The organism is Klugiella xanthotipulae (assembly GCF_006716695.1).
Classification (GTDB): Bacteria; Actinomycetota; Actinomycetes; order Actinomycetales; family Microbacteriaceae; genus Klugiella; species Klugiella xanthotipulae.
On the sequence record NZ_VFPN01000001.1, the window covers coordinates 667,902 to 689,287 of the forward strand.

At 60.5% G+C, this 21,386-nt stretch carries 31 protein-coding genes and 1 tRNA gene; 24 read left to right on the top strand and 8 right to left on the bottom strand.

Annotated elements, in window-relative coordinates; all coding sequences use genetic code 11:
- Positions 1-84: 84 nt before the first annotated feature.
- On the top strand, positions 85-816 hold the full coding sequence (locus tag FB466_RS02990; RefSeq protein WP_246054544.1) for a GTP pyrophosphokinase: 732 nt from the start codon (positions 85-87) through the stop codon (positions 814-816).
- Positions 817-858: 42 nt separating this feature from the next.
- On the opposite strand, the gene FB466_RS02995 is transcribed toward FB466_RS02990, so the two are convergent.
- The gene (locus FB466_RS02995) at positions 859-1,626 is read right to left on the bottom strand and encodes an HAD-IIB family hydrolase (protein ID WP_141915726.1); all 768 of its coding nucleotides are present in this window, start codon (positions 1,624-1,626) and stop codon (positions 859-861) included.
- A 111-nt stretch (positions 1,627-1,737) separates the two neighbouring features.
- Here FB466_RS02995 and FB466_RS03000 point away from each other — a divergent pair.
- The 3 genes from FB466_RS03000 to FB466_RS13980 all read left to right on the top strand — a co-directional run bounded on the left by FB466_RS03000 (position 1,738) and on the right by FB466_RS13980 (position 3,002).
- A tRNA-Pro gene (locus tag FB466_RS03000) sits at positions 1,738-1,811 on the top strand.
- A gap of 286 nt (positions 1,812-2,097) precedes the next feature.
- Positions 2,098-2,634 carry a Panacea domain-containing protein gene (locus FB466_RS03005; RefSeq protein WP_141915727.1) on the top strand — a complete coding sequence of 179 codons (537 nt, stop codon included), beginning with the start codon at positions 2,098-2,100 and terminating at the stop codon, positions 2,632-2,634.
- Entirely contained in the window at positions 2,631-3,002 is a 372-nt protein-coding gene (locus tag FB466_RS13980) for a type II toxin-antitoxin system death-on-curing family toxin (protein ID WP_141915729.1), read from the top strand. The genes FB466_RS03005 and FB466_RS13980 overlap by 4 nt, the downstream gene beginning before the upstream one ends.
- On the opposite strand, the gene FB466_RS03015 is transcribed toward FB466_RS13980, so the two are convergent.
- The 4 genes from FB466_RS03015 to FB466_RS03030 form a co-directional block, all read right to left on the bottom strand.
- Positions 2,968-4,281 (bottom strand): tyrosine-type recombinase/integrase, encoded by a 1,314-nt coding sequence (locus FB466_RS03015; RefSeq protein ID WP_141915731.1) that lies wholly within the window; start codon positions 4,279-4,281, stop codon positions 2,968-2,970. The two genes, FB466_RS13980 and FB466_RS03015, sit on opposite strands and share 35 nt — an antisense overlap.
- A 161-nt stretch (positions 4,282-4,442) precedes the next feature.
- On the bottom strand, positions 4,443-4,763 hold the full coding sequence (locus FB466_RS03020) for a DUF4234 domain-containing protein (protein ID WP_141915733.1): 321 nt from the start codon (positions 4,761-4,763) through the stop codon (positions 4,443-4,445).
- Between the two features lie 48 nt (positions 4,764-4,811).
- The gene (locus FB466_RS03025; RefSeq protein WP_141915735.1) at positions 4,812-5,198 is read right to left on the bottom strand and encodes an ImmA/IrrE family metallo-endopeptidase; all 387 of its coding nucleotides are present in this window, start codon (positions 5,196-5,198) and stop codon (positions 4,812-4,814) included.
- Positions 5,199-5,201: 3 nt separating this feature from the next.
- Positions 5,202-5,810, bottom strand: coding sequence for a helix-turn-helix transcriptional regulator (locus tag FB466_RS03030; RefSeq protein ID WP_141915737.1), 609 nt, complete (start codon positions 5,808-5,810; stop codon positions 5,202-5,204).
- Between the two features lie 122 nt (positions 5,811-5,932).
- On the opposite strand from FB466_RS03030, the gene FB466_RS03035 reads away from it, so the two are divergent.
- Positions 5,933-6,199: a helix-turn-helix domain-containing protein gene (locus FB466_RS03035; protein ID WP_141915739.1), complete on the top strand. Its 267-nt coding sequence runs from the start codon at positions 5,933-5,935 to the stop codon at positions 6,197-6,199.
- Positions 6,200-6,400: 201 nt separating this feature from the next.
- On the opposite strand, the gene FB466_RS03040 is transcribed toward FB466_RS03035, so the two are convergent.
- Entirely contained in the window at positions 6,401-6,904 is a 504-nt protein-coding gene (locus tag FB466_RS03040) for a hypothetical protein (RefSeq protein ID WP_141915741.1), read from the bottom strand.
- Between the two features lie 88 nt (positions 6,905-6,992).
- Here FB466_RS03040 and FB466_RS13365 point away from each other — a divergent pair, with 88 nt between their 5' ends.
- The 11 genes from FB466_RS13365 to FB466_RS03085 all read left to right on the top strand — a co-directional run bounded on the left by FB466_RS13365 (position 6,993) and on the right by FB466_RS03085 (position 13,272).
- A complete protein-coding gene (locus FB466_RS13365; RefSeq protein WP_170205991.1) occupies positions 6,993-7,865 on the top strand; it encodes a BRO family protein in 873 nt (290 codons plus the stop codon).
- Complete coding sequence (locus FB466_RS03050) at positions 7,865-8,314, top strand: hypothetical protein (protein ID WP_141915743.1); 450 nt, start codon at positions 7,865-7,867, stop codon at positions 8,312-8,314. Before FB466_RS13365 ends, FB466_RS03050 begins: the two co-directional genes overlap by 1 nt.
- A 25-nt stretch (positions 8,315-8,339) precedes the next feature.
- The gene (locus tag FB466_RS03055; RefSeq protein WP_246054505.1) at positions 8,340-8,525 is read left to right on the top strand and encodes a helix-turn-helix transcriptional regulator; all 186 of its coding nucleotides are present in this window, start codon (positions 8,340-8,342) and stop codon (positions 8,523-8,525) included.
- Positions 8,526-8,608: 83 nt separating this feature from the next.
- A complete protein-coding gene (locus FB466_RS03060; protein ID WP_141915747.1) occupies positions 8,609-8,953 on the top strand; it encodes a hypothetical protein in 345 nt (114 codons plus the stop codon).
- Entirely contained in the window at positions 8,953-9,246 is a 294-nt protein-coding gene (locus tag FB466_RS03065) for a hypothetical protein (RefSeq protein ID WP_141915749.1), read from the top strand. The genes FB466_RS03060 and FB466_RS03065 overlap by 1 nt, the downstream gene beginning before the upstream one ends.
- Positions 9,239-9,715: a hypothetical protein gene (locus FB466_RS13370; protein WP_170205992.1), complete on the top strand. Its 477-nt coding sequence runs from the start codon at positions 9,239-9,241 to the stop codon at positions 9,713-9,715. The genes FB466_RS03065 and FB466_RS13370 overlap by 8 nt, the downstream gene beginning before the upstream one ends.
- Positions 9,716-9,818: 103 nt before the next feature.
- Positions 9,819-10,532: a helix-turn-helix domain-containing protein gene (locus FB466_RS03070; RefSeq protein ID WP_170205993.1), complete on the top strand. Its 714-nt coding sequence runs from the start codon at positions 9,819-9,821 to the stop codon at positions 10,530-10,532.
- Positions 10,529-11,809: a replicative DNA helicase gene (locus tag FB466_RS03075; protein ID WP_141915753.1), complete on the top strand. Its 1,281-nt coding sequence runs from the start codon at positions 10,529-10,531 to the stop codon at positions 11,807-11,809. The genes FB466_RS03070 and FB466_RS03075 overlap by 4 nt, the downstream gene beginning before the upstream one ends.
- The gene (locus FB466_RS03080; protein WP_141915754.1) at positions 11,806-12,093 is read left to right on the top strand and encodes a hypothetical protein; all 288 of its coding nucleotides are present in this window, start codon (positions 11,806-11,808) and stop codon (positions 12,091-12,093) included. The genes FB466_RS03075 and FB466_RS03080 overlap by 4 nt, the downstream gene beginning before the upstream one ends.
- Before the next feature lie 175 nt (positions 12,094-12,268).
- The gene (locus FB466_RS13375; protein ID WP_170205994.1) at positions 12,269-12,442 is read left to right on the top strand and encodes a hypothetical protein; all 174 of its coding nucleotides are present in this window, start codon (positions 12,269-12,271) and stop codon (positions 12,440-12,442) included.
- Entirely contained in the window at positions 12,439-13,272 is an 834-nt protein-coding gene (locus tag FB466_RS03085; RefSeq protein WP_141915756.1) for a hypothetical protein, read from the top strand. Before FB466_RS13375 ends, FB466_RS03085 begins: the two co-directional genes overlap by 4 nt.
- Positions 13,273-14,277: 1,005 nt before the next feature.
- Here FB466_RS03085 and FB466_RS03090 read toward each other — a convergent pair.
- Positions 14,278-14,526 (bottom strand): hypothetical protein, encoded by a 249-nt coding sequence (locus FB466_RS03090; protein WP_141915758.1) that lies wholly within the window; start codon positions 14,524-14,526, stop codon positions 14,278-14,280.
- A gap of 139 nt (positions 14,527-14,665) precedes the next feature.
- Here FB466_RS03090 and FB466_RS03095 point away from each other — a divergent pair, with 139 nt between their 5' ends.
- Positions 14,666-14,908, top strand: coding sequence for a hypothetical protein (locus tag FB466_RS03095; RefSeq protein WP_141915759.1), 243 nt, complete (start codon positions 14,666-14,668; stop codon positions 14,906-14,908).
- 644 nt (positions 14,909-15,552) lie between these two features.
- Here FB466_RS03095 and FB466_RS03100 read toward each other — a convergent pair.
- Positions 15,553-16,011, bottom strand: coding sequence for a hypothetical protein (locus tag FB466_RS03100; protein ID WP_211344745.1), 459 nt, complete (start codon positions 16,009-16,011; stop codon positions 15,553-15,555).
- Positions 16,012-16,174: 163 nt separating this feature from the next.
- Here FB466_RS03100 and FB466_RS03105 point away from each other — a divergent pair, with 163 nt between their 5' ends.
- From FB466_RS03105 to FB466_RS03135, 7 genes are all read left to right on the top strand, one after another.
- Positions 16,175-16,645: a phage terminase small subunit gene (locus tag FB466_RS03105; protein ID WP_141915762.1), complete on the top strand. Its 471-nt coding sequence runs from the start codon at positions 16,175-16,177 to the stop codon at positions 16,643-16,645.
- Positions 16,646-17,308, top strand: a complete 663-nt coding sequence (locus FB466_RS03110) for a hypothetical protein (protein ID WP_141915764.1) — start codon at positions 16,646-16,648, stop codon at positions 17,306-17,308.
- Positions 17,223-17,966, top strand: a complete 744-nt coding sequence (locus FB466_RS03115; protein ID WP_141915765.1) for a hypothetical protein — start codon at positions 17,223-17,225, stop codon at positions 17,964-17,966. The genes FB466_RS03110 and FB466_RS03115 overlap by 86 nt, the downstream gene beginning before the upstream one ends.
- Before the next feature lie 9 nt (positions 17,967-17,975).
- Positions 17,976-18,338, top strand: coding sequence for a hypothetical protein (locus FB466_RS03120; protein WP_141915767.1), 363 nt, complete (start codon positions 17,976-17,978; stop codon positions 18,336-18,338).
- 9 nt (positions 18,339-18,347) lie between these two features.
- Positions 18,348-19,880, top strand: a complete 1,533-nt coding sequence (locus FB466_RS03125) for a phage portal protein (protein WP_141915769.1) — start codon at positions 18,348-18,350, stop codon at positions 19,878-19,880.
- A gap of 3 nt (positions 19,881-19,883) precedes the next feature.
- Entirely contained in the window at positions 19,884-20,696 is an 813-nt protein-coding gene (locus FB466_RS03130) for a hypothetical protein (RefSeq protein ID WP_141915770.1), read from the top strand.
- A gap of 72 nt (positions 20,697-20,768) precedes the next feature.
- Entirely contained in the window at positions 20,769-21,374 is a 606-nt protein-coding gene (locus tag FB466_RS03135; protein ID WP_141915772.1) for a hypothetical protein, read from the top strand.
- The last annotated feature ends 12 nt before the right edge of the window (positions 21,375-21,386 follow it).

A 21,386-nucleotide genomic window follows, 5' to 3' on the forward strand; every position in this document is an offset into this window, starting at 1 on the left:
AGAGTTCACAGCATGGACAGCACACAGGTTCTGCGCGAACACGGTTTTGACTTGGATCTCGCGGGCGAGGCCCAGCTGAACGATATGAAGCAGCTGCGGGAAGAGTTCACCCGGTTCATGATGCTCTACAAATTTGGTATCGACGAGGTCACCACCAAGCTCTCCATTCTACAGGAGGAGTTCAGCCTGGTGCACGACTACAACCCCATCGAGCACCTCACCTCACGGCTCAAAACCCCCGAGAGCATCATCCACAAGGTCAAGCGTAAGCAGTGCAACCCCTCATTTGACTCGATTCGCGCCTCCGTGATGGATATCGCCGGGGTGCGTATCACGTGTAGCTTCGTCTCCGACACCTATCGGGTCTTCGACATGCTGACGGGGCAGCAGGACATTCGCGTGGTCGAGGTGAAGGACTATATCAAGAATCCCAAGCCCAACGGGTACAAAAGCCTGCACGCCATCCTGGAGGTGCCCGTTTTTATGTCCACGGGCGTTGTTCCGGTGATGGTCGAGGTGCAGATCCGCACGGTCGCCATGGACTTCTGGGCCAGCCTGGAGCACAAGATCTACTACAAGTACAACAAGGATGTTCCCGCTAACCTGGTGGGCGAGTTGCGGGCCGCCGCCGATACCGCCAACCAACTTGACCTCACGATGGAGCGCCTGCACGATGAGGTCAAGAAGTTTGAGCAGAGCTCGGTTGTGGTGCCCACGACGACCCGAGCAACCGAACGGCCCAAACTGAGCGACCGTACCCTGCGCGACCTCAACGAGGCTCGGCAGAGCTTCTTTCAGCATAGCGATTCGGAGTAGCGGGGTCGCCGGTTAGCGACCCCACCTGCACGTTTTTCCGGTCTACACCGCGGGCTGGTCAGCCAGCTCGGCGGTGAGGAACGCGGCGGTATCCTGCCAGCCCTCAACCGCCTGACAGGCGACGCCGAGGGCGAGCACAGGGTAGTCGTTGCCCCCCTCATCCAGTCGGTCACCCACAAAGAACATGCGGTCAAGGTCAATTCCGGTGTGCTCCGCCAGGCGCCGGATGCCGTACGCCTTGTCGATTCCCTTGCGCGTGATGTCAATCGAGGTGGAGCCGCCCGAGCGGACCTCCAGGTGGGGCAGCAGGGCCGCCACCCGGTCGCGGAGGGCAGCCTTCTTGCTGCCGTCAGCGTCCCAGACCTTCTTGTGCTCAACGGGAGCTTGCTGGCCCAGCGCGGAGAAGGTGACCTGGGAGCCGCGATCCTCCAACACGGGACCCCAGGTTTCGGTCTCCCAGAGACCCAGGTCGCGCGCGCTCTGCTCGACGGCCGTCATCGCCGCGGAGGTTTCTTCTCCACTGAGGTGCTCAGCGTAGATTTGGGTCCACTCACCGGCCTCACGCCGGTAATACTGGGTACCGCATGTGGGCATCAGGTGCAGACGCTCCAGGCGGGCCTCGCCCACGCCGCCCAGCCCGGTGATGAGCTGGTTCTGGAACTGCGTGTAGTTTCCGCCGGAAATGACGCACACCTCGTGGGTGTCGAGCAGGCGCTCCAAGAGCTGGAGAACAGTAGGGTCGATGGGGGACTTCGAGGGGGCGAGGGTATCATCCAGGTCGAAGGCAACGAGCAAAGAGTGTGCGATCATTCGGATCATTATTCCACTTCCGGGCGGAGGCTGCCTGAAGAACCCGTGCACGAGCCGGTTTCCGTCCCACCACTTTTATGGACTACACTGGACGAGGCCCTAGCGGCCAATCGGGGTGTGGCGCAGTTTGGTAGCGCGCTTCGTTCGGGACGAAGAGGTCGTGGGTTCAAATCCCGCTACCCCGACAAATTACTCCCCTCGATTCCTTTCAAGTAAAGGGATCGGGGGGAGTTTTTCGTTTAACCTAATGTTGCAGATTTGGGCACAGACACGTTTCAGACACGATGACTTTTCAGACACGGCTAAGACACGTTGAACTTCGTGTCGTGGAACCTGTCCCCGGCAATTGCCCAACCTGACACGCTCGACCGAGGATGGTTGCGGGACGCCTGCCTAAAGTGTCATGTGTGTTTACAAAAAACCAGCCGGTCTGCTATACCCTGGGGGCATACCCGAAAGGAGGGGTATCGGATGACTAACGCACTTGAAGTTGCTGGCTACATTATGAAAACAGCCGGAACTAACGGAAACACGCAGCTCAACAAGCTCGTGTATTACTGCCAGGCCTGGTCGCTTGTTTGGACGGGCCGCCCCCTCTTTAGCGACCCCATTGAGGCGTGGAAAGATGGACCTGTCGTTAGGGCTGTCTACCGCGAAGGGACCCACGGCCAGATTCCCACGGATGCTTCACTTACAGATGACCAGATGAAGATAGTCAACTCCGTTGTGGCTTTCTACTCGAACAAGAGTGGTGCCGAGTTGAGCAGCTTGACGCATTCAGAAGACCCATGGGTTGAAGCAAGAGGCGGCCTACCAAGCGCGGCCCAGAGTCAATCGCCAATCTCTCGTAGGACCATGCTTACTTACTACACACGCGCGACCGTAGACAAGGAGACTCCGCTGTGCCCGTCCCTCGGGGTTACTGCAAATGCTGCCAGCGTGGCAGAGGTTGGACGTCGCCAGCGGATACGTTGGCGTGAGGCTTTGGACGTGCTCGCTGTCCAGTGATCACGTATTTATCGGTTGCTGAAGTAACAGCGCTTCATGATTCAGAGGAGTCGCCCGGGGTCCGAGATCCCGGGCGACTCTCTGCTGCCGTGGCTCAACCGTCTGCTACGTGGAATGGAGCCCAGCTGTATCCCGCCCTCACTCAAAAAGCGGCGATACTGCTGCACGGATTATGTAAAGGGCACGCATTCCTAAACGGAAATAAGCGGACGGCCTGGCTTGCAACCACCACGTTTCTATCTCTGAACGAGGTTAATTTTATGGAGATTCCAGTTACAACAGTCGTGGGCTTCGTGGACGGTGTTGCTAAGGATCTCTACACATTGGACTTGATTAGTGAATGGATTCTTGGCTGGATTGAGCTCTAGCGAGCTGGAGGGCGGCGCTCCGTTCCTTGTCAACGGCAAGCGAAACTTCATCTAGACGATCAGGCCACAGATGCCCGTAGGTGTTCAGGGTCTCGGTGACGTCTTTGTGCCCGAGCATGAGCTGGACAACTTTTACGTCGGCTCCTGCGGCGATGGCGGATGAGGCGGCGGTGTGGCGTAGCTTGTGGATGTTGAGCCCAATGCCGTCGAGGCCCGCGCCGAGCACGGCCTTCGACCAGACGCGGTTGCGCCAGTTGTGATCGTGGATGGAGCCGCCGCGTTTGGCTGAGAATAGCCATGCGTCTTTCTCCTGGTTCGTGACGAGCAGACGCAGGAGGTTCGCCAGGAATGGCGCTAGGGGTACGGTGCGTTTCTCCCATGTCTTGGGTGGCCCCAGGATGCGTTTGCCGTCGATGTCTTGGGTCCAGGTGCGCAGCACCCGGACGCGTCGTTTGCTGAGGTCCAGATCGCCGACACGGAGCGCCAACGCCTCATTGATTCGGAGGCCCGTGTACGCGAGAAAGCAGACTAGAGTCTCGTCCACCGCGCTGCCATCAACAGCCTTAGCGGCCTCGGCGAGAGCGTGAACCTCAATGTGGTTGAGTATTAGGAGGTCTTCACCATCGTCGATTACACGGGGTAACTCCACGCCGGACATTGCGTTACCTGATAGCCACCCTGAACCGTGAGCGTAACGCAGGACACCGCCAAACACGACGCCTGCGATGTGCTCGATGCTCGACGGTCCGAGCGGCCTCCATGCAACGTTTCGAATGAGCACACGCGGCGCGGTGCCATCTTGTAGCGCGGTGACCCACGCGTCGATCTGTTGCCGAGTGATCGTTCCGATGGGCTGATTGCCCCACTGTGGGTTGACGTACATGCGCAACTCGCGCATGTAGCGGCGGATGGTCGTCGGCTTCGGTTTCTTCTTCGATGAGATCCACGCGTCGGCCACGGCCGAGAACTTTTGCTGTGCATGTTCGGGTGCTTGGTACTTGCCTGCGCGGATGTCATCTTCCATGCTGGCGGCATACTCGTCGGCGTCTCGGCGGAGGTCAAAGAGTCGTGAGCGCTGGCGTTGCGTGCCGTCGGTATCCTCGTGCCACGTGACCTTCCAGCGCTTCCCGGTGCCATACTTTGCCGTGCGGAACTGTGCGGGTAGCTTGGTGATCGCGCGAAGCTGTGCGCTCGCCGGTGGTGTCTTGATGCGTTCGCCCGCCGGACCGATCTCGGTGGCATCTTTTACCCACAGGTCAACTATCCAGGCCTTCGCCATGGGGTCCTCTCATTCGCTACGAGAGGGCATGCAAGCTTTGCATACCCTCTCTGGAGTCTGGACGGTTGTTACAGCCGTCCAGCCTGGGTAACTGTGGTGATAAACGCCACGGTTGAGGTCCACCCACTCGCATTTCAAATGCGAGTGGGTGGACTCTATCGTTAGCGGCCGTCGATGGTCGCGTTGAATTTGCTCTGCACGATGGCGTCACCGATGACACCGAGCAGGAACATAAGCAGGAAGGCCCCCACGGTGCCGATGCGGCGGTTGGTGAATGCTTCGACGCCGACGGCGTAGCGCCACATCCACCAGATGTTCACGAACGGAACGATGAACAGCCATGCGGTCGGGATGCGAACCTCGGGGTTCGAGGCGTTGGCTTCGTTCATCTCGTTCTTGGTTTTCACGAACCACACGAGGGTGTAGATCCCGAAGGTGATGAGGGGCAGAAGAAGGGGTGCGGCTGGGCTACGTCGTTTCATTGGTACTCCTTGTGTTGATCGGACTCGCTGACCATATCAGAAGGTTGGTTATGCGATGTGGCGATTATTGCACCCGCCATATTCGTCCCAGTAGGCAGTAAAGAGTTCACGGGTAACGCCGAGCTCCCGACAGATCTGGTCGCCGTCGGAGTAGACGCGCACGAGCTCCGAGAGATCCCGGGGGTTAATGAGGCGCTCGGCGGCGATCCGGTTGGCGCGGGCCTCGTAGCGAGGGTGATGTCCAGTGGGGTCACCGTTCTCTGCGTGGGCAAGTTCATGCGCGAGCACGCACCGCTCAACAAAGGCGCGTTGCTGTGAGCGAAGGAAGATCATTCTACGCTCGGGCACCCACATGCCCTTACTGGTGCGGAGTGGATAGTAGACAACCGTGATGCCAAGGGAAGCGGCGTGCTCCCACGGGTCGTACAGGTGCATGATTCATTCTCCGTCCTCGGGGTAACCGGGTTCCTCGGTATCCGCGTAGGCCGCATGTGGAAGGGATTCGGGGTCGAAGTCCTCATCAAATGCGGTGAAGTTCTCAGTCTGCCCGATGGGTGTGACATTGGTTGGCGCTGGTTTCACCCCCGCGCCATCGTCAGACCAGTCGGACAAGCGCACTCCTCTATTACTCGCTCTGTCAAGAAGTTCGGTTAGCAGATCGGATTCCGTGAAAGGGGACAACGCAGCGCGTCGCCTCGCGACGCGCTCGGGGTGAGGTTCGGTCCGCCCTGCCAGCCGTTCCTGGTTTGCAAGATACCTGACATAGCCGTCCTTGGTTGAGATTATTGGCTCGTCGCGCTCTTTAGGAATGATACGAACATTGCCCGGCGTGGCCTCATCATTGTCATACCTGAGGGAATCGATCAACTCAAAGGCACGGTCGAGCGCACGAGCTACTCGATCCTCTCGTTTGCGTGGAACAGTAGCACCCTCGCTTTCCCAATTAACGATAGTTCGCGTGGACACGCCGAGAATGCGCGCAAGCTCGCTCTGAGTTAAGTCGGCCATCTCGCGAGCGCTCCTCAATTGCTCCCATGTAATCACCATGCACTCAGTATAGGCAACACTGGGCAACTAGTGCAACCATTTTCGCCCGTGAGTACGCAATGTAGGAAATAATTCGTTGCCTAATATTGCGCATACCTTCGTAGTTGCGTAGAGTTTCCTATATGACAGCAACACAGAAACGACACGTAAACGGAGCTGCTGTGCGTGTTATTCGCGAGGCTCTGGGGATTCGTAACAGCGACCTGGCGGCCCGCGTGGGATTCACACGGAGCACGCTAACCCACATCGAGCAAGGCGCGCGTCAAGTGTCGCCCGCAACGATCAGCAAGATAGCGCAGGCTCTCGGCGTCCCGCTGGAAGCCATCAGCTATCCAGTAATAGTCGCGAAGAAATCGGAAGCGTTCTCGGCCACTTTGCCAAAGATATGAATCAAACTCTCGTGATTTATCAGGCCGCTAGTGGGTCGTGTATCGAGCTGGGCGGGAAGCTCCTACCAATGCTGAGCGACAGTGTTCTTGAGATTTGCCCGATAGGCCATGCCATGTCAGTGACGGTGACCTTGCTGATAACCAAGGTTGAGCTGCGAGAGGTTTCAGACAATGAACTGAGTCAGATATCAGCGGAGTTGTTCAGATGAACGGGATATTTCTTGAGACATTCATCAGTTCGGAACCTTCGCTAGTTCGCCAGGTAAGCGTAATGGAGCGCAAGCGCCTCCCGTTGACTCCCGGCGCTACGAAGGTAAAGAAATCTCCATGTTCGACGCAGGCGGGCACCTCAATGGCGGCCCATCTACTGAGCAGTTCGGGATTCAGCGTGATGCTGTCGAGGATCAGCCGGTCCGTTGAGTTGTTTCGTATTGAGTACGTGGCTTTGCTCACTTTGGTCACTTCGCTCCATACGGGAGGACGTTGGGCATCTGCGAGGCGTGCTTGCGCCTCTGTGGCGGCGGCCAGACGTTCACTTGCCTGTAGCGATTGGTCGGCATACGTCGAGGCGTTTGTTTCCGACTTCCCGGCGGCGATTCGGTTCTTACGCGTTTGTTGGATGCCGATGATTGCGGTGACAACCGTAATCACCATCAGGGCCGCGTTGATGCCGACATTAACCCACTCCGGTGCCTGGTTATCCATCCGCCCAGCATACAAGCGGGCGCTTCATGACCACCCAACAAAAATGCCCCGTGCACGAACACGGGGCGACGACAAGAAATGAGATCAAATGTCTAACGACATTGTACAGGTTGGGTTCACTGCTCAGCTAGACCATCTGAAAATTGTTGAAGATCAACACCGTGAGGTATGGTCGGCACGAGACCTGATGCCCTATGCAGGCTATACGGACTGGCGGAATTGGTCCAAGGCAATCGACAGGGCCATTGCTTCGGTAAACGCCAGCGGGCTGAATGCCGCAGACCATTTCGTTGGAGTCAACAAGATGGTCGCCCTGGGGTCAGGAGCGCAGCGTGGAATCGAAGACGTGGACATCTCGCGCCACGGTTGCTATGTCCTGTTCCAGAACGCGGACGGATCAAAGCCTGAGGTAGCTGCCGCACAGCAATACTTTGCAGTACAGACACGGCGGCAGGAGATCGCAGACAGCCAACCGACTATTGACCTTTCCCGCATGCAGATCCTCGAACTGGCGATGGATTCTGAACGTCGAGCGCTCGCCGAGACTGAGCGAGCGGATACCGCGGAGAAGGCCGTTGCAGCCTTCGAGGCCAACCCCGAATATCCGTTCCGCGAGTTCCGCCGCTTGTACTTCTCTGACGAGCCAGAGACACGGATGTGGAATGCCCTGCACTCGGCCCGCCTGGTTATCAACAACCCGCGAGGCCGCGGTCGCCACCCCAGGACGGGCCAGTGGGTTCCGTCGAAGGACCATCACCATCCTTACGCCGGACTGGGTAGCCACTTCTTCACCCTCGCGCGCTCCCTGGACAAAACGGGCGTTGCCCACCTCGGGCTCGCGGTCCGGGTGAATCGAGCGATGGAACTTGTCGAGTGGTTTGAGAAGCGCGGATTCAAGTCCAACCGCGGAACCAACGAACTCTTTGAACTGACCAACACCAACACGAAGGGCATCAACTAATGACAACGCAGAAGGAGACCCGTCTCTACTCCGTCAGAATTACGTCGTACCCCGAAGGATCGATTGACTATAGCAACAACCATCTGCAAATCATTCCAAGTTGGTATCCCCCAGGGTGGCTCCAAAACCCCGAAGAGTACGAGAGGTGGGTCAGCCGCTACAACACCGCCAGATTCAGCTGGCCTGACACTACAAAACTCTACCTCTCCAAGTCGGGAGCCCGATCCCGGGCTCGCCTGATTGAGAGCTACGGCGCAACCGCGAAGATTCTCCGAACCCTTCCCGTCGTATGGGAAACGGGAAAGGTTATCCGCGCTCGCCGAATCGAAGAACTGGAAGCCGAGCTGTCGGCGCTTTACACGGAGCCGACCAGTGTCGATCTGTCCGATGCTGACCGACTTCCTCAACCAGGCCAGCTCCGAGCGGTGACCTGGCATGTCCCACGATAGCCAACCACAGGGAGCTCTCGCGGCCGTGAACTCCCCAGCCGCCATCGCAGCGTACCTGGATGTGCCGGTGGCAACGCTGGCCGACTGGCGGTCACGTGGAGGCGGCCCAGCGTTCGTGAAGATGGGCCGATTGGTCCGATACACGGATGCCGCAGTTGTGGAGTGGGTGGCCGCGAACACGTTCACCCGCACCGACCACAAAGCGGGATAGCCCCCGCACCTATAAGACACCCCCGGACCGACTTAGACCCGGTCCGGGGGCAGTGACCAAGTTTCTAGCAAAAGGAATTGATCGTGAATCACACTATCAGTGCACCCCAAAACGGTGCCAAGCCAGAGCCAATTCCGGTTCTTCTCAACTCAGACGGCGATGAGCTCTACATTCAAGAACTCGTGCGCACCACTGAGGGGATTACCCTCGGTCCCGGGAGCCTCATGACTCGCCTCGGCCGCATCAACAAGGTGGCGAAGAGGGGCGACCGGGGTGGGGCTCGTGTCGTCTGGGAATGGTGGAGCGAAGGGTGGTACGGCGAAGCACGTAGCCGGGCTGCCGCGATCTCTGACATGCTCGCCGACGCGGGGTATGTGCAGGTGCCCGACACTGCCATAATCCCCCCCCTGTTCGAGGTGGGCGAGTGATGCTGACTGTGAAGAGTAGCACCAAGATCAGCCCGTCCGTTTCGCTCGCCGTTGGTCTGCCGGCAGTGTCACATGCGGCCCTGTTGTGCATCGACCCTGACGGATCAGCGTTCACCGTCCTCGGCACCGATCTGGAGTTCCAAGCGTTCTTGGAGAAGGCCACCGCCCTCGGGTTCCAGCACCTCACCGTGGAGCCAGCCCGCTTCCCCCTGTGCCGTGCTGGGTGGCCCGACGACTGGACCGCTAGCACCCCATCCGTTCCCACATCCCTCGTAGGAGGTCACCATGACTAACCACACCACTCCCCCGTCCACCCCACTCGACACCCTGAAATACACCTTCTGGGTCATCCGCGAAGGCATCGGCCTCGCCATCAGTGGCCTCACCGGAACGGAGGCCGTTGACGAAGAGCACTGGGCAATTCGACAGCTCGACTATATGCAACAGGTTCTTGTTGAAGCGCTCGCCGAACACGTCGAGGGCGTGCGCTGGAACGAGTTCCGTGTCGAGTACACCGAGGCCGGTCTGCAAGCGGCACGCACTTACGACGATGGCACGCCCGTTTTCGAGACCATCGACTTTGGAAAGTCCATCACGGACTACTATCCGCGCTACCACGGCGACCGGGACGAGTTCATCAAGGAGCATCAGCCCAAGGCCGCGGGACCGATCACCGAGTCCGAGGCGCAACGCTTCACCGCACTGTTGCAATTCCCCACCCCAGACGAGCCACACGGCCCCCAGGGCGGTGATGCAGCGTGAATGTGACACAGGAGTACATGAAGCTCTCCCCGGCCCCACAGCGGCTATTTGCGGGCCTCCTGGTCACATCGTGGGAACGCGGACATGGTCGGGCGGTGATGAAGTGAGCGTCAAAGTATCCACCTGGGTATGGCACGAAACACCACCCACCCTGACAGCCTCACAGATGCTCGTCCTACTCGCGCTCGCCGACGTAGCCGACGACCGCGGACGATGCGTGTACTTCGCCGACGACGAGCCGACAACCCAAGAGGCATTAGCGGCAAAAAGCAGGGTTTCAGTGCGGACATTCCGACGGGTCATCCAAGACCTTCAAACCCTCGGCCTTCTGTCTGTCAAACGGGCCGATCAGTGGTCAGCAAATGAGTACAAGATCATGTGTCCAGCGGCGTCTGAGGCAGGGAATGTGCCAGCCACAGACCGAGAGGCCAAATTGGCACCACAGACAGGCCACAGTGACCTCACTGACCGGCCAACAGCGACCGAACTACCGGACACAGTGGCCTCTCATTCCTCTCTTAAACGTATAGACGTAGTTAACGCTCATTTCGAGTCATTCTGGACGGCCTATCCGAGGAAGGTTGCCAAGGGTGCAGCGAGGAAAAAGTTCGAGCAGCTAGCAGCCAAGAAGAACACCAATCTGGAAGCCATCGTCTCCGGAGCTGAACGCTTCGCACGAGACCCGAACCTCAGCGAAATGAAATTCATCCCTTACCCGGCCACCTGGCTCAACGGAGGCCAGTGGGAAGACGAACCACTCCCCACCCAGACACAACCCGCCATCAACCCCTACGCAGGAAGAAAGATCATCCGATGACCAACGCACTCGACATCATGAACGATGTCACCAACGCCGAACTCGCCGTCCTCGGAGCGGCCCTCCACTCCGCAGGCGAAATCCTAGACGAACTCACCCTCACCGGTAGCGACTTCACCGGTACCCACAACGGCCGCATCTACGACACCATGCTCACCCTCCGCGCCGCCGGAGAACCCGTCGAGCCCACCACCCTCGCCGACCGCCTCCCCACCCTCGCCGCCCACATCACCGCCCTCACCGAACACGGCCGAGCAACATCATCCGCACCCTTCAACGCGTCCATCGTCGCCAAAAACGCCCTCCACCAGCGCCTCACCGATGTCGGATACGGCCTACAGAACCTCGACCCCGGCATGTCCTCCGCTGAAATGACCGAATACGCCCGCAAGACCATCGACGACGCCCTCGGCAAGCAACAAGCCCGCGTGCGATTCATCCGTGACATACTCCCCGACCTCCTGGCCCCCGCCGAAAGCAACGACCTATTCGTCCCGACACCCTGGGAAGCGCTCAACACCGCCATCGGTGGCCTCCGCCCCGGCTGCCTCTACGTCATCGGAGCACGCCCCGGCGTCGGCAAGACCGTCATCGCCGGACAGCTTGCCATTGCGCTCGCCGCACGCGGCACCGTCGCGTTCTCATCGCTGGAAATGAGCGACCGCGAGCTCGTGGCCCGCCTCGTGTCCGAGCGCCTCAACATCCCCGTGGGCCGATTCAAAGAGAACCGCATCACAGACCGAGACCGCGAGCGCATCGCCAACAACATGGGAGTCGTTGACCTGCCCATCGCCATTGACGACCGGGCGAAGGTGGCCCCGGCGACGGTCAGGGCGTTTGCGCGGACTGTGGAGCGCCACGGGAAGCTCGCCGGCGTGGTTGTGGATTACATGCAGCTCATGAGTGTCGCGAACACCGCTCGTCGGAGTCGGCAAGAGGTCGTATCGGAGTTCTCGCGCGATCTGAAGATCATGGCAAAGGACCTCGGTGTTCCCGTGATCGCGCTCTCGCAGCTCAACCGCGATTCCGAGTCCCGTCTCGATGGCACGCCAAAGCTCGCAGATCTCCGAGAGTCAGGAGCTATCGAGCAAGACGCGGACTGCATCATCCTCCTGACCCGCCGCGACTCCATGGCCGGGGAGGTCATTACCCTCGATGTCGCGAAGAACCGCCACGGAGAGACACCCGTCGTCGAGCTGCACTGGGAGGGCGAGTTCCAGCGGGCCACCGAGTTTGGCCCCGCAGCGGACATCTACACCGAGCGGGCCACCCGATGACCGCCAACGACTGGGGGAACATGATCGCGACTGCCGCCATACCGCTCATCGTGGGCCTAGCTCTGGTTCTCATGTTCCTCGGACGGTCTAAGCCCCGCCCGCCACGTCTACCCGCCAGCGAAAACGCCTACACCTACCCCTCACCCGCTGACGGCACCCACTACCGGTGGTCCTGCCCCCGATGTGGTGCCACCGCCTACGACCAGAACATCGAATCGCTACGCACCCACGCGGTCACCCATGCCGCCACGCACCCACCGACCAACACGCCGAAGGACACGTAACCATGGCCGCCACACCCGCACACCGACAGAAGTGCTCCGACTGCCCCCAGAAGATGCTCACCTCAACGAACAGGTGGTGGCTCCAAGCACCCACCCCCGACCGCCGAACACTCTGCACACCCTGCTACAACCGCGAAGCCCGGGAACTCCGCACCAACACACGAAAGGCCACCTCATGACACACACACCGCCCGACCTCGACGAAGCCCGCGCCGCATACCTCGACGCGACCGACGACCACCTCGACGCCCTCGATAATCTCGGCGCAACCGGAAACGCGCTCAACGCCGCATACAACGCATACCGCAACGCCAAACGCCGCGCCTCTGCAAAGAAGGAAAGCAAATGACACCCGAAACCGCCCTATCCGCTGCCCACTCCCCCTGCGCTCGCCGCTGCATCCGCCGAGGAACCGAAACCAACGACCAACCCGCCCTACTCCCCGCCACCCACGGCAACTACTGCGCCCGCTGCCACGGACGCATCACCCGAGCACTCCACACCCTCCCCGACCTCGTCGAACACATCATCTCCACCAACGAACCCCGCCTCACCGCCCAACCCAAAGAAATCCAAGTCCAAACCACCGCACTCACCCAATCATCCGCACCCTTCAACGAACACGCCTTCGACGACGCCAACGACATCTACCGATCACTCGTCCAACAAACCGTCACACTCGCCACCGCACTCGCCATACACCCACCCACCCCAGCCCGCAAAGCCTGGCGCAACACCCAAAACACCATCCAAGGCCTCCCCGCCAACACCACACCCCAAACCGCCCACTACGAAACAGGCGTCATGTCCGCCTGGATCATCATCCACCTCGACACCATCCTCACCCTCGACCCAGACACCATCGACTACCTCACCGACGAAACCACAGCGCTCGCCGCCAAGTCTGCCGCCTGGCCCAGAGAGATGCGAGCACGGTACTCGGACATGCCGCATTACCAGCTCGCGATATGCGGCGGTCAAATCGCCATCTACCCGCCGCAGCCCTCCGACGAGATCCCGCACATCGTCTGCGAGAAGTGCGGGACGCCGTTCAGTGATGATGAGTACGACGAGCTGGTGTCCACGTACCTGCACGACCTCGCAAAGGCCGAGGGCATCAAGATCGCCGCGCACCTCTGGACTAAGTACGGGACATCTGGCCTGTCTGGGGGTGAGTAGCGGTGAGTGAGCGGATAGACATGGAGAGCGCGGCCCGGATCGTGAGTAAACCGTTTTTTCAGTGTGCCCATAGGCATCAGGGGCACGGGGGGTATGCCTACCAGTGCATCCGCCCTGCTGGTCACGGGTGGAGTCATGTGGATGTGCGTGGTGACCGGTGGCGTAGAGGGGGGTGGTGACTGTGGGTGGGCATATCACGAAAAACAACCTGATCGCGGCTATCTACAAGGAGATGACATATCTGTCGGTGATTACTCCGACAAATCCAATGCACCAGTCAGAGCTAATCCGCCGCGCAAAGGAGACTGAGGAGCGCCTGCCCAGGCTGGCGGACGTGCTTTTCGCGCTGGTCCCGTACTACGGCGGCGGCGGGCTGGCTGACGCCCTGGATGCCTGGGGGGACTACTGTCAGCGGTTTCCGCGAGCTGGTAGAGCGCTGGATATGGCAGGGGGTGGCGACCGTGGGTAGGGCAAAGTTTTTCGCCTTGCTGGCGGCTCTCGCCGCACTGTCTGGGTATGTCGGGTTTGTGCTGTCAAACGCAGCGTGGGTTCGCCCCTTGCGCTCTGATCTGGACGCCCTAGAGAGAGCCGAGGCTCCTGCGGCACTCGGAGAGGACGGCCAGAGTGGCGACCGGTGAGGATGTGCAGCGCCCAGCAGTGCCAGTCGGAGAGACGGGACATCCTCGACAAGCCGCCCGACGCTGAGACGAAGGAGAAATCCTGGACCCGACAAAAGACTTGACACAAAACCCCAGCTAATCTGTTAAGATTTACTTATCAAGGTTTATGCCCTCCAGGAACGGGGGGCATTTCCCTTTTAAGGCGCGGGTTGGTTCCTCACCTGTTATGACCGGTAGCTCACCGGGAGACGCTGACAACGAGCATCTGCCGGGGGTCGCGTTTGAACCGCGACCCCCGGCAGCAAACGAATACTAATTCCCCTCGTCAAGACCGTGCGGAACTGCTACCACCCGCCGAGCGTACCGGGGCACAAGAACTTGCCATCTACTTGATATAGAAGGCGTACATGTGCTGCCCGGTTTTCATCTTTCCCTCGTATGAGCATTTGCTGATTACTGTCACGATCGCAATCACCTGCGCGACCTGATATCCAAGGAGACATGCGGTCCGCGCCTCCGCCTGGCTTGTAGAAAAGAAAACTCTTGCGGTGACGGCGTTTGCTGGAGCAGTCGGACCGAACACCAGGCCCAGACCTAGAAGTGACGCAATAGCGGCTTTCGTGAACTTTTTCATGTGACCTCTTTCTCCTGACGGCTGCCGACTAGCAAACCAACTCAACTCTATCGTCTGCGTTGGAGCTCCGCATACCTCCGCCGTGTACTGACACGAATCGCCTCCACCTTCAATCGTTCGCCCAAGGAGTCAAATAGCCATGGCCGATAAGCCCACAGTCATCAACATCGCCGCCACGATCCTTATTCAGGTAGACGGCAACACCCTCGCCTCAGACCCGCTTACCCTGCCCGTGCCGCTCAACGGCCAGCCCGTGCAGGAACGCGGCGTGTGGCCCCTTGAACTCGACCGTGATGCCCTCATCAAAATGATCGAGGGAGCCATCCAGGCGGCAGCAGATTCAATTCCCACCACCCCCTCCGAAGACAACCACCCCCTGTAGGCGGGAACACCCCCACCAGACAACCACCCCACCCACCCGGAGGTACCCCATGGCCTGGGAGAATAGCCGACCAAGCCACGTGCCAACAGCAGTCCGTGACGCCTGCCTTGCACGAGACAACCACCGGTGCACCGTTACCCAGCGCAACGGCACCCGCTGCCCCGAGACCGCCAACCTTGAAGCCGCCCACATCGACCAATGGGTGTGGGGTGAGACCACGACAGTAGCGATGGTCGTAACCAAGTGCCATTGGCACCACAACCGCGAGACCCAAGCGCAAGCCGCCGCCGCACGTGGTCCTCGACAGTCCTACCTCCGAGCTGAGGAGCGTCACCCTGGACTACTCCACGAGTAGCGCACAACGAACCAAACGCATCGCAGACGCACGTCACGGGCCACACATGCAAAAGGAAAAAACCCAATGCGAACATTCCTCAGAAACTTCACAGGAACCATCCTGGCACCCCCTCCCCCCGGGCGTTTCCAGCGCGGAGAGGTGCTGTTGGTTTCGCTGTGTACGGGTCTGGGCCTTTACCCCCGCATTGCTCGCGCACGTGCCCGCCTGAGTGCCTAGCACCCTCGCCGTAACTTGATTCGCACTAGCGAACCCCGACGACTCAGAACGCCGCTACGGCAAATAAGCGTTACAGCGGGAGGATTCGTCCGGCCTGATACACGCGGCCAGTGATCGTGATGTACCGACCAATGCTGTAGCGCTCGACAGACAGGCCGCGGATAATCTGCCGGGTGCCCTTGCCCTCGGGCAGTGTGCCCCAGATATGCAGCCCATCACCGGATGGCGAGACCTCGACATAATGCCTTGGATAGTCGGCCAGGTACCGAGCGCACTCAGCCGTAGGCACGCCGTCGTCCAAGCAGTGGTCGAGGTCGATACAGCCAATCCCGTCGCCTAAGACGAACCCGAGGCCGACACCAAACGTGGCATGCTTCGCCTCGACGTACTCAGCCCACGTGCTCGGATTCGTGGAGCTCGCACTCTTCCCCGTGATCGCATCGAGCGGTCGCTTGCGTGCGTCGCGGCGCACCCACCGCGCCCGCTCCCGCAGTTCGGCCGGGAGCTGTGGCCGCCGGTGGTGATACACGCGGCACTTCGAGCTACAAAACCTCGCCTGCGCGTTCTTCGCCACGATGGATTTCCCGCATTGCTCGCACGTCCTCATTTACCAATTGTAACGGTTTTAGCCTCATAATTCCAAGCATCGCGCCGGAACGGCAAGAGCGCAGATCCCGAAACGGGAGAGTGAAATGGCCGGCGTCGGACCCCCACCCAAAGACCCCAATAAGCGCGCCCGCCGAAACAAGGATGTCGCGCCGCTGCACGTCGTGACCGTCGAGCCTGACCCACAACCCGAACTTCCCGAGTTCGAGGTGCAGGTAACTATCGACGGCGACTTGCAAAGCACCAAGTTCGTGTGGCCCGAGGCAACCCGTCGGTGGTGGAACGTCATGGGAGACCACCCGCTCGCCCCAAGCTTCACCAACCTTGATTGGGAATATCTTCTCGACACGGCGCGTCTCCATGCCGACTACTGGCAAGGGAATCTCAAGCAGGCCGGCGAGCTGAGGCTACGAATGGCGAAATACGGTTTCACCCCCGAAGACCGCGCTCGCCTTCGAATCAGTTTCGCGCAAGCAACAACCTCAGAAGCCGAGGCCCGAACGAAGTCCGACAAACCCCCGTCATCTCGGGACCGGTACGGAATGAGCGCAACCTAAATGCCCTGGAAGCCCCTCGACGGCGACAAGTTCCCCACCCTGGGGTTTCACGTGGCCGACCAGATGACCGAGTTCCTTGTGACCCCAAACGCGGGCGATGGAGAACCGACGCCCTTCATGCCCACGCGCGAACAGCTTGAATTTCTTGTCCGCCTGTACCAGCTCGACCCCATCACGGGCGCACGGGTCAAGCACCGGGGCGTGTTGAAGCGGCCGCGAGGGTGGGGTAAGAGCCCGTTTGTGGGCGGCGTCATGATCTCGGAGGCTCTGTTCGAGGTAGTTCCAGATGGCTGGGACGCCGACGGGCAGCCCGTCGCCAAGCCGTGGTCCGCGGTACGCACGCCCCTTGTTCTTGTCACAGCAACCACAGAAGAGCAGACAACGAACACGTGGCACCCTCTACTCGAAATGCTTCGTGGGGGCAGCGCGGCGGATTACTTCGACTGCGATCCAATGGACTCGTTCGTGGCGCTGTCCAGCGGCGGGCGGATCGAACCTCGCACATCCGCCGCCCGTTCAGTAATCAGTAAAGGGTGCGCCTACCGTCGCCGCATCCCTCGACCAGACCGAGGAATGGGTGCGCGGCAATGGCGGCGTCCGGTTCGCCCAGACGCTTCGCAACAACGCCACGAAGCTGGGCGGCATCACAATCGAGACGCCTAACGCCTACACCGAGGGTGAGCGCAGCGTGGCAGAGGCCAGCCACAAGTTCTATCTCTCCATCAAGGCCGGCAAGGTTCGCGGCGTGGAGTCGGAAGACGTTTCCACCCTCGTGTACGACGACCGTGAAGCTCCTGCCGACACTGACATTGACGATGCGGAATCGCTCATCGCTGGCCTCCGAGTGGCCTATGGTGACTCGTCAAACCATCCTGACGGGTGCGTTATCCATAACCCGCCCTGCCCGCCAGGCTGGTCGCCCATTGGCGGCATCGCCAGCGACTTCTGGGACACCTCGAATGACCCCATGACCATGCGGGCAGACTTCCTTAACCAGACCAGTCCCGAGCGGACAGCATTCGTCTCAGCCTTGGAAATGGAACTCATCAGCAAGCCCGACAAAGTCGTGTCCAAGACTGAGCCGGTCACGCTGGGGTTTGACGGGTCCGAGGGCCGCAAGCGCGGGATCGCCGATGCCACGGTGCTCGTGGGGTACTCGGTTACCCAGAAGCACCTTTTCAAGATTGGATGCTGGTCCCAGCCAGAAGGCCCCACCGGGGTCGGTTGGAAGCCGGACAAGAACGAAGTCAACGCCGCGTTGCACCAAGCATTCAAGGATTACAACGTGGTGGGGTTCTACGCCGACGCGTCTGCCGGATGATCTGGCGACGTGAAGGCATGGGAAACGAAGTACCGCAAGCGGCTGAAGGTCGGGATATCCAAAGAGCAACCGATCCGATGGAACCAGCGACTTGTGTCACGCACCGTTGAAGAATTCGCGAACCTGTACTCCGCCATTATCGGCGAAGACATCACGTTCGACGGCGGCCTTGAAATGCTCATGCATTTCAAGAACGGTCGTCGTGACCCCCGCCGCGGCGGCTATGTCGTGAAGAAGCCGGACGACGATCAGGACTTCTCCAAGGTGGATCTGGTCTGGGGCGCAATGTTTGCTCGCGCCGCGGGCGAGGACGCCATTGGCAAGGGCGTCGGAGCACAAACGAAATCTCGCATGGCCCGTGCGCTTTATTAGGAGGATCGAGTGGCTACAACCCCCACCGAGTGGCTGCCCGTACTCGCTAAAAAGCTGGATGCGGGACTCCCCCGCATCCAGCTTCTACGCAGCTACACCACCAAAAACCCGCCGTTACCCGAGATGGGCCACCACTTACGCGCGTCCTGGGTGGCGTTCCAGCGAAAGGCATGCACCAACTACGGCGGACTCGCCGTGAAGAGTATGGCCTCCCGCATGGTGACTAACGGGGTATCTGTCGGTGGCAGCATCGACAGCCCCGAGGCCATCCATGCGCGGAAGATCCTACGAGACAACCGCTGGTCGATCCTGGTCGGTGACGCCGTGCGGGACTACCTCACGTGCGGCGTAACCTTCATTGTCACGGGAACGGACGAGGACGGCAAAGCCGCGATCACCGTCGAGAAGCCAGAGCAAGCCATTGCCTCGATTGACCCCCTTCGCCCGTGGAAAGCGCGGGCGTTCCTGAAAACCTGGCGCGACCTAGATCTCGGCACGGACCATGCTCTCGTGTGGGCCGACGGGCAGCGCCAGCGATTCGAGCGAGAATCAACGGACGACTCGGGCAAGCTCATTTCCCGTATTGCAGGAGGCTGGCAAGCGGTTGGCGCGCCGGATGTATACACTGGGCGCCCCCCGGTCGTCATCCTGGAACGCCCCGATGGTAAGGGGTACTTCGAGGATGACACCGACGTTATTGACCGCATTAACCTGGGCAAGCTACAGCGTCTCGTCATCACGGCAATGCAAGCCTTCAAGCAGCGCGGCATTAAGGGCCTCCCCCAGGAGGACGAAGACGGCAACGATATCGACTGGTCCGAGCGACTACCCTATGCGCCCGGCTCATTGTGGGATCTCCCGGATAGCGTTGATATTTGGGAATCCGGGTTAACAGATATCCGTCCCCTTCTGGAAGGCGAGAAGTCAGACGCCCGCGACTTTGCGGCGGTATCGTTTACCCCGATCACGATATTCCTTCCAGACGGTGAGAACCAAACCACGGCAGGGGCGGCGAACGCGAAGGAAGGCCAGGTCAGCCAGGCCCGAAACGAGATCGACCGCATCACCGTCGGCCTCTCCCTCGCTGTCGTCTACGCCCTCCGCATCGAAGGTGTCGAGATCGGCGAGGATACGGTTGTGGTGGGCTGGCAACCGCCCGACCGGGTAAGCACCCCGGAGAAGGTTATTGCAGCCAAGGACGCGAAAGCAGCCGGATTCAGCCAGCACTATATCGCCACGCACGTCATGGGCATGACACCCGAAGAAATCGCCCTGGAAGAAACGCACCTCGCCGCCCAGCAGCTCGCCGCGGCCGAGATCTTCCAGCCGATACCCCAGGATGGAACACCCGCAGCGCCCGCCGCGGTTGACCCGACTGAGGTCAAAGCCCAGTTCGATGCTCTCGGCGTTGGTGTACGTGCCGGCGTGGATCCCGATGCCGCGGCCACGGCCGCTGGGCTCCCGGGTATCAAATTCACCGGGGCCACTCCGGTATCCCTCCGACTGCCACAGGCGGAAGCGGATCTCCTAGAAGAGAAGTAGGCCATGACCTCGAAAGAACTGGCCTACCAGGCCATGGTGGCCGCGACCCGCGAGCGAGTGCTTGCACAGGCCGCGGCCACCTGGACCGGGCTCGGGAGTTACCGTGACTTCGATGCCCGCCGTTTCGTGGCCCAGGTCGTGCCGCTCGTACAGGCCGGCCAACTCCATGTTGCGACTCTCACCGCGGCCCATATCGCCGGTGCGGCCACAGCGACGCCCATTGACCGTGACGCCATCCTCGACGGTCGCGGCACAGCCACCAGTGAGGTGTACCGGCGCCCATTCGTGACCGCCTACACGGCACTCTCCGAAGGGGTTCCTCTCGACGAGGCATTACGCCGCGGCGCGGCTCGACTAATGGGCCTAGCCTCGACGGACATGCAAATGTCGCGCGTGCGCCAGGCGCAACGCTCGATGGTTGACCGGGGTATCGATCAGTATCACCGCGTTCTCACGGGCCGGGAAAACTGCGCCCTATGCGTCATTGCCAGCACTCAGCGGTACTGGGTCGCCAACCTCATGCCGATACACCCGGGGTGCGATTGCTCTCCCCAGAAGCTCACCGGCAACAACCCACTCCGGCAGGTCATTAACCCCGACCTACTTAATCTGACTCACAAGGCGATTGACCAGCAGCTTGGACTCTCCGACCGCGGAGCCCGCGACCTCGGTCTCGGCAAAGAGAGCAGCGCCGGTAACCCCCTGAGCGATTACACCGACCTCATTACCACGCAGATCCACGGTGAGATTGGGCCGGTGCTCACCTGGCGGTCACACCAGTTCACCACCCCGGCCGACATTCCCGACCTCACCTAAAGACTTCCGGCACCAGCCGGTAGAGCCACCGCACGGCGGCTGACACAACCCGAAACGGGAGAGATAACAACCATGTCCACAACCCCTGCAAACCCTCCGGCATCCGCCCCCCCCCCGGCCGCACCCGAAACGGGAACGCCGACCGGCGAGACACTGCCAGAATCCACCCAGTTGAGTCCGAGCGAAACGCTCACCCTGGCCCAGGCACTCGCAGAGATCGAGCGCCAGAAGGGGTTCGCGCGCACGTGGGAAACCCGATCCAAAGAGAACCACGCGAAGGCCGTGAAGTTTGACGAATCGGTTGCCGCCCAGCTCACAAAGGAAGAAGCACTTGCCGCCCAGCTCGCTGAGATGCAAGGCAAGCTGACCGCACGTGAGCAGGCCGACGAGGCGAAACGCCTCGCAGCCGAAGTCGCGCAAACCCATGGCGTGCCGGTATCCGCTCTACGCGGGACAACGTTAGAAGAGCTAGAGGCGCACGCCTTAGAGCTCAAAGCGCTCATCCCGGTGACACCGGCGGCACCCCCAGCCCAGGGCCAAGGTCCGGTGGGTGACCCCATTGGCGGCGAGGCCCAAATCACGTCCGCCGCTGACCTTGACAACATGACCCCACAGCAGATCGAGGCCGCCCGCAAGGCGGGCAAGCTTGACGCGCTCATGGGGATTACTACCTCCTGAAAGGGGCAATAG

What these genes read in the sequence shown, in the direction of transcription:
- FB466_RS03050 (WP_141915743.1), top strand. Translation starts at nt 7,865, where the DNA reads ATGACAACGCAGAAGGAGACCCGTCTCTACTCCGTCAGAATTACGTCG.
- FB466_RS13365 (WP_170205991.1), top strand. Translation starts at nt 6,993, where the DNA reads ATGTCTAACGACATTGTACAGGTTGGGTTCACTGCTCAGCTAGACCAT.
- FB466_RS13375 (WP_170205994.1), top strand. Translation starts at nt 12,269, where the DNA reads ATGACACACACACCGCCCGACCTCGACGAAGCCCGCGCCGCATACCTC.
- FB466_RS13370 (WP_170205992.1), top strand. Translation starts at nt 9,239, where the DNA reads ATGACTAACCACACCACTCCCCCGTCCACCCCACTCGACACCCTGAAA.
- FB466_RS03025 (WP_141915735.1), bottom strand. Translation starts at nt 5,198, where the DNA reads ATGCACCTGTACGACCCGTGGGAGCACGCCGCTTCCCTTGGCATCACG.
- FB466_RS03095 (WP_141915759.1), top strand. Translation starts at nt 14,666, where the DNA reads ATGGCCGATAAGCCCACAGTCATCAACATCGCCGCCACGATCCTTATT.
- FB466_RS03135 (WP_141915772.1), top strand. Translation starts at nt 20,769, where the DNA reads ATGTCCACAACCCCTGCAAACCCTCCGGCATCCGCCCCCCCCCCGGCC.
- FB466_RS03110 (WP_141915764.1), top strand. Translation starts at nt 16,646, where the DNA reads ATGCCCTGGAAGCCCCTCGACGGCGACAAGTTCCCCACCCTGGGGTTT.
- FB466_RS02995 (WP_141915726.1), bottom strand. Translation starts at nt 1,626, where the DNA reads ATGATCGCACACTCTTTGCTCGTTGCCTTCGACCTGGATGATACCCTC.
- FB466_RS03020 (WP_141915733.1), bottom strand. Translation starts at nt 4,763, where the DNA reads ATGAAACGACGTAGCCCAGCCGCACCCCTTCTTCTGCCCCTCATCACC.
- FB466_RS03105 (WP_141915762.1), top strand. Translation starts at nt 16,175, where the DNA reads ATGGCCGGCGTCGGACCCCCACCCAAAGACCCCAATAAGCGCGCCCGC.
- FB466_RS03035 (WP_141915739.1), top strand. Translation starts at nt 5,933, where the DNA reads ATGACAGCAACACAGAAACGACACGTAAACGGAGCTGCTGTGCGTGTT.
- FB466_RS03005 (WP_141915727.1), top strand. Translation starts at nt 2,098, where the DNA reads ATGACTAACGCACTTGAAGTTGCTGGCTACATTATGAAAACAGCCGGA.
- FB466_RS03130 (WP_141915770.1), top strand. Translation starts at nt 19,884, where the DNA reads ATGACCTCGAAAGAACTGGCCTACCAGGCCATGGTGGCCGCGACCCGC.
- FB466_RS03030 (WP_141915737.1), bottom strand. Translation starts at nt 5,810, where the DNA reads ATGGTGATTACATGGGAGCAATTGAGGAGCGCTCGCGAGATGGCCGAC.
- FB466_RS03015 (WP_141915731.1), bottom strand. Translation starts at nt 4,281, where the DNA reads ATGGCGAAGGCCTGGATAGTTGACCTGTGGGTAAAAGATGCCACCGAG.
- FB466_RS03090 (WP_141915758.1), bottom strand. Translation starts at nt 14,526, where the DNA reads ATGAAAAAGTTCACGAAAGCCGCTATTGCGTCACTTCTAGGTCTGGGC.
- FB466_RS02990 (WP_246054544.1), top strand. Translation starts at nt 85, where the DNA reads ATGAAGCAGCTGCGGGAAGAGTTCACCCGGTTCATGATGCTCTACAAA.
- FB466_RS03075 (WP_141915753.1), top strand. Translation starts at nt 10,529, where the DNA reads ATGACCAACGCACTCGACATCATGAACGATGTCACCAACGCCGAACTC.
- FB466_RS03085 (WP_141915756.1), top strand. Translation starts at nt 12,439, where the DNA reads ATGACACCCGAAACCGCCCTATCCGCTGCCCACTCCCCCTGCGCTCGC.
- FB466_RS03040 (WP_141915741.1), bottom strand. Translation starts at nt 6,904, where the DNA reads ATGGATAACCAGGCACCGGAGTGGGTTAATGTCGGCATCAACGCGGCC.
- FB466_RS03065 (WP_141915749.1), top strand. Translation starts at nt 8,953, where the DNA reads ATGCTGACTGTGAAGAGTAGCACCAAGATCAGCCCGTCCGTTTCGCTC.
- FB466_RS03080 (WP_141915754.1), top strand. Translation starts at nt 11,806, where the DNA reads ATGACCGCCAACGACTGGGGGAACATGATCGCGACTGCCGCCATACCG.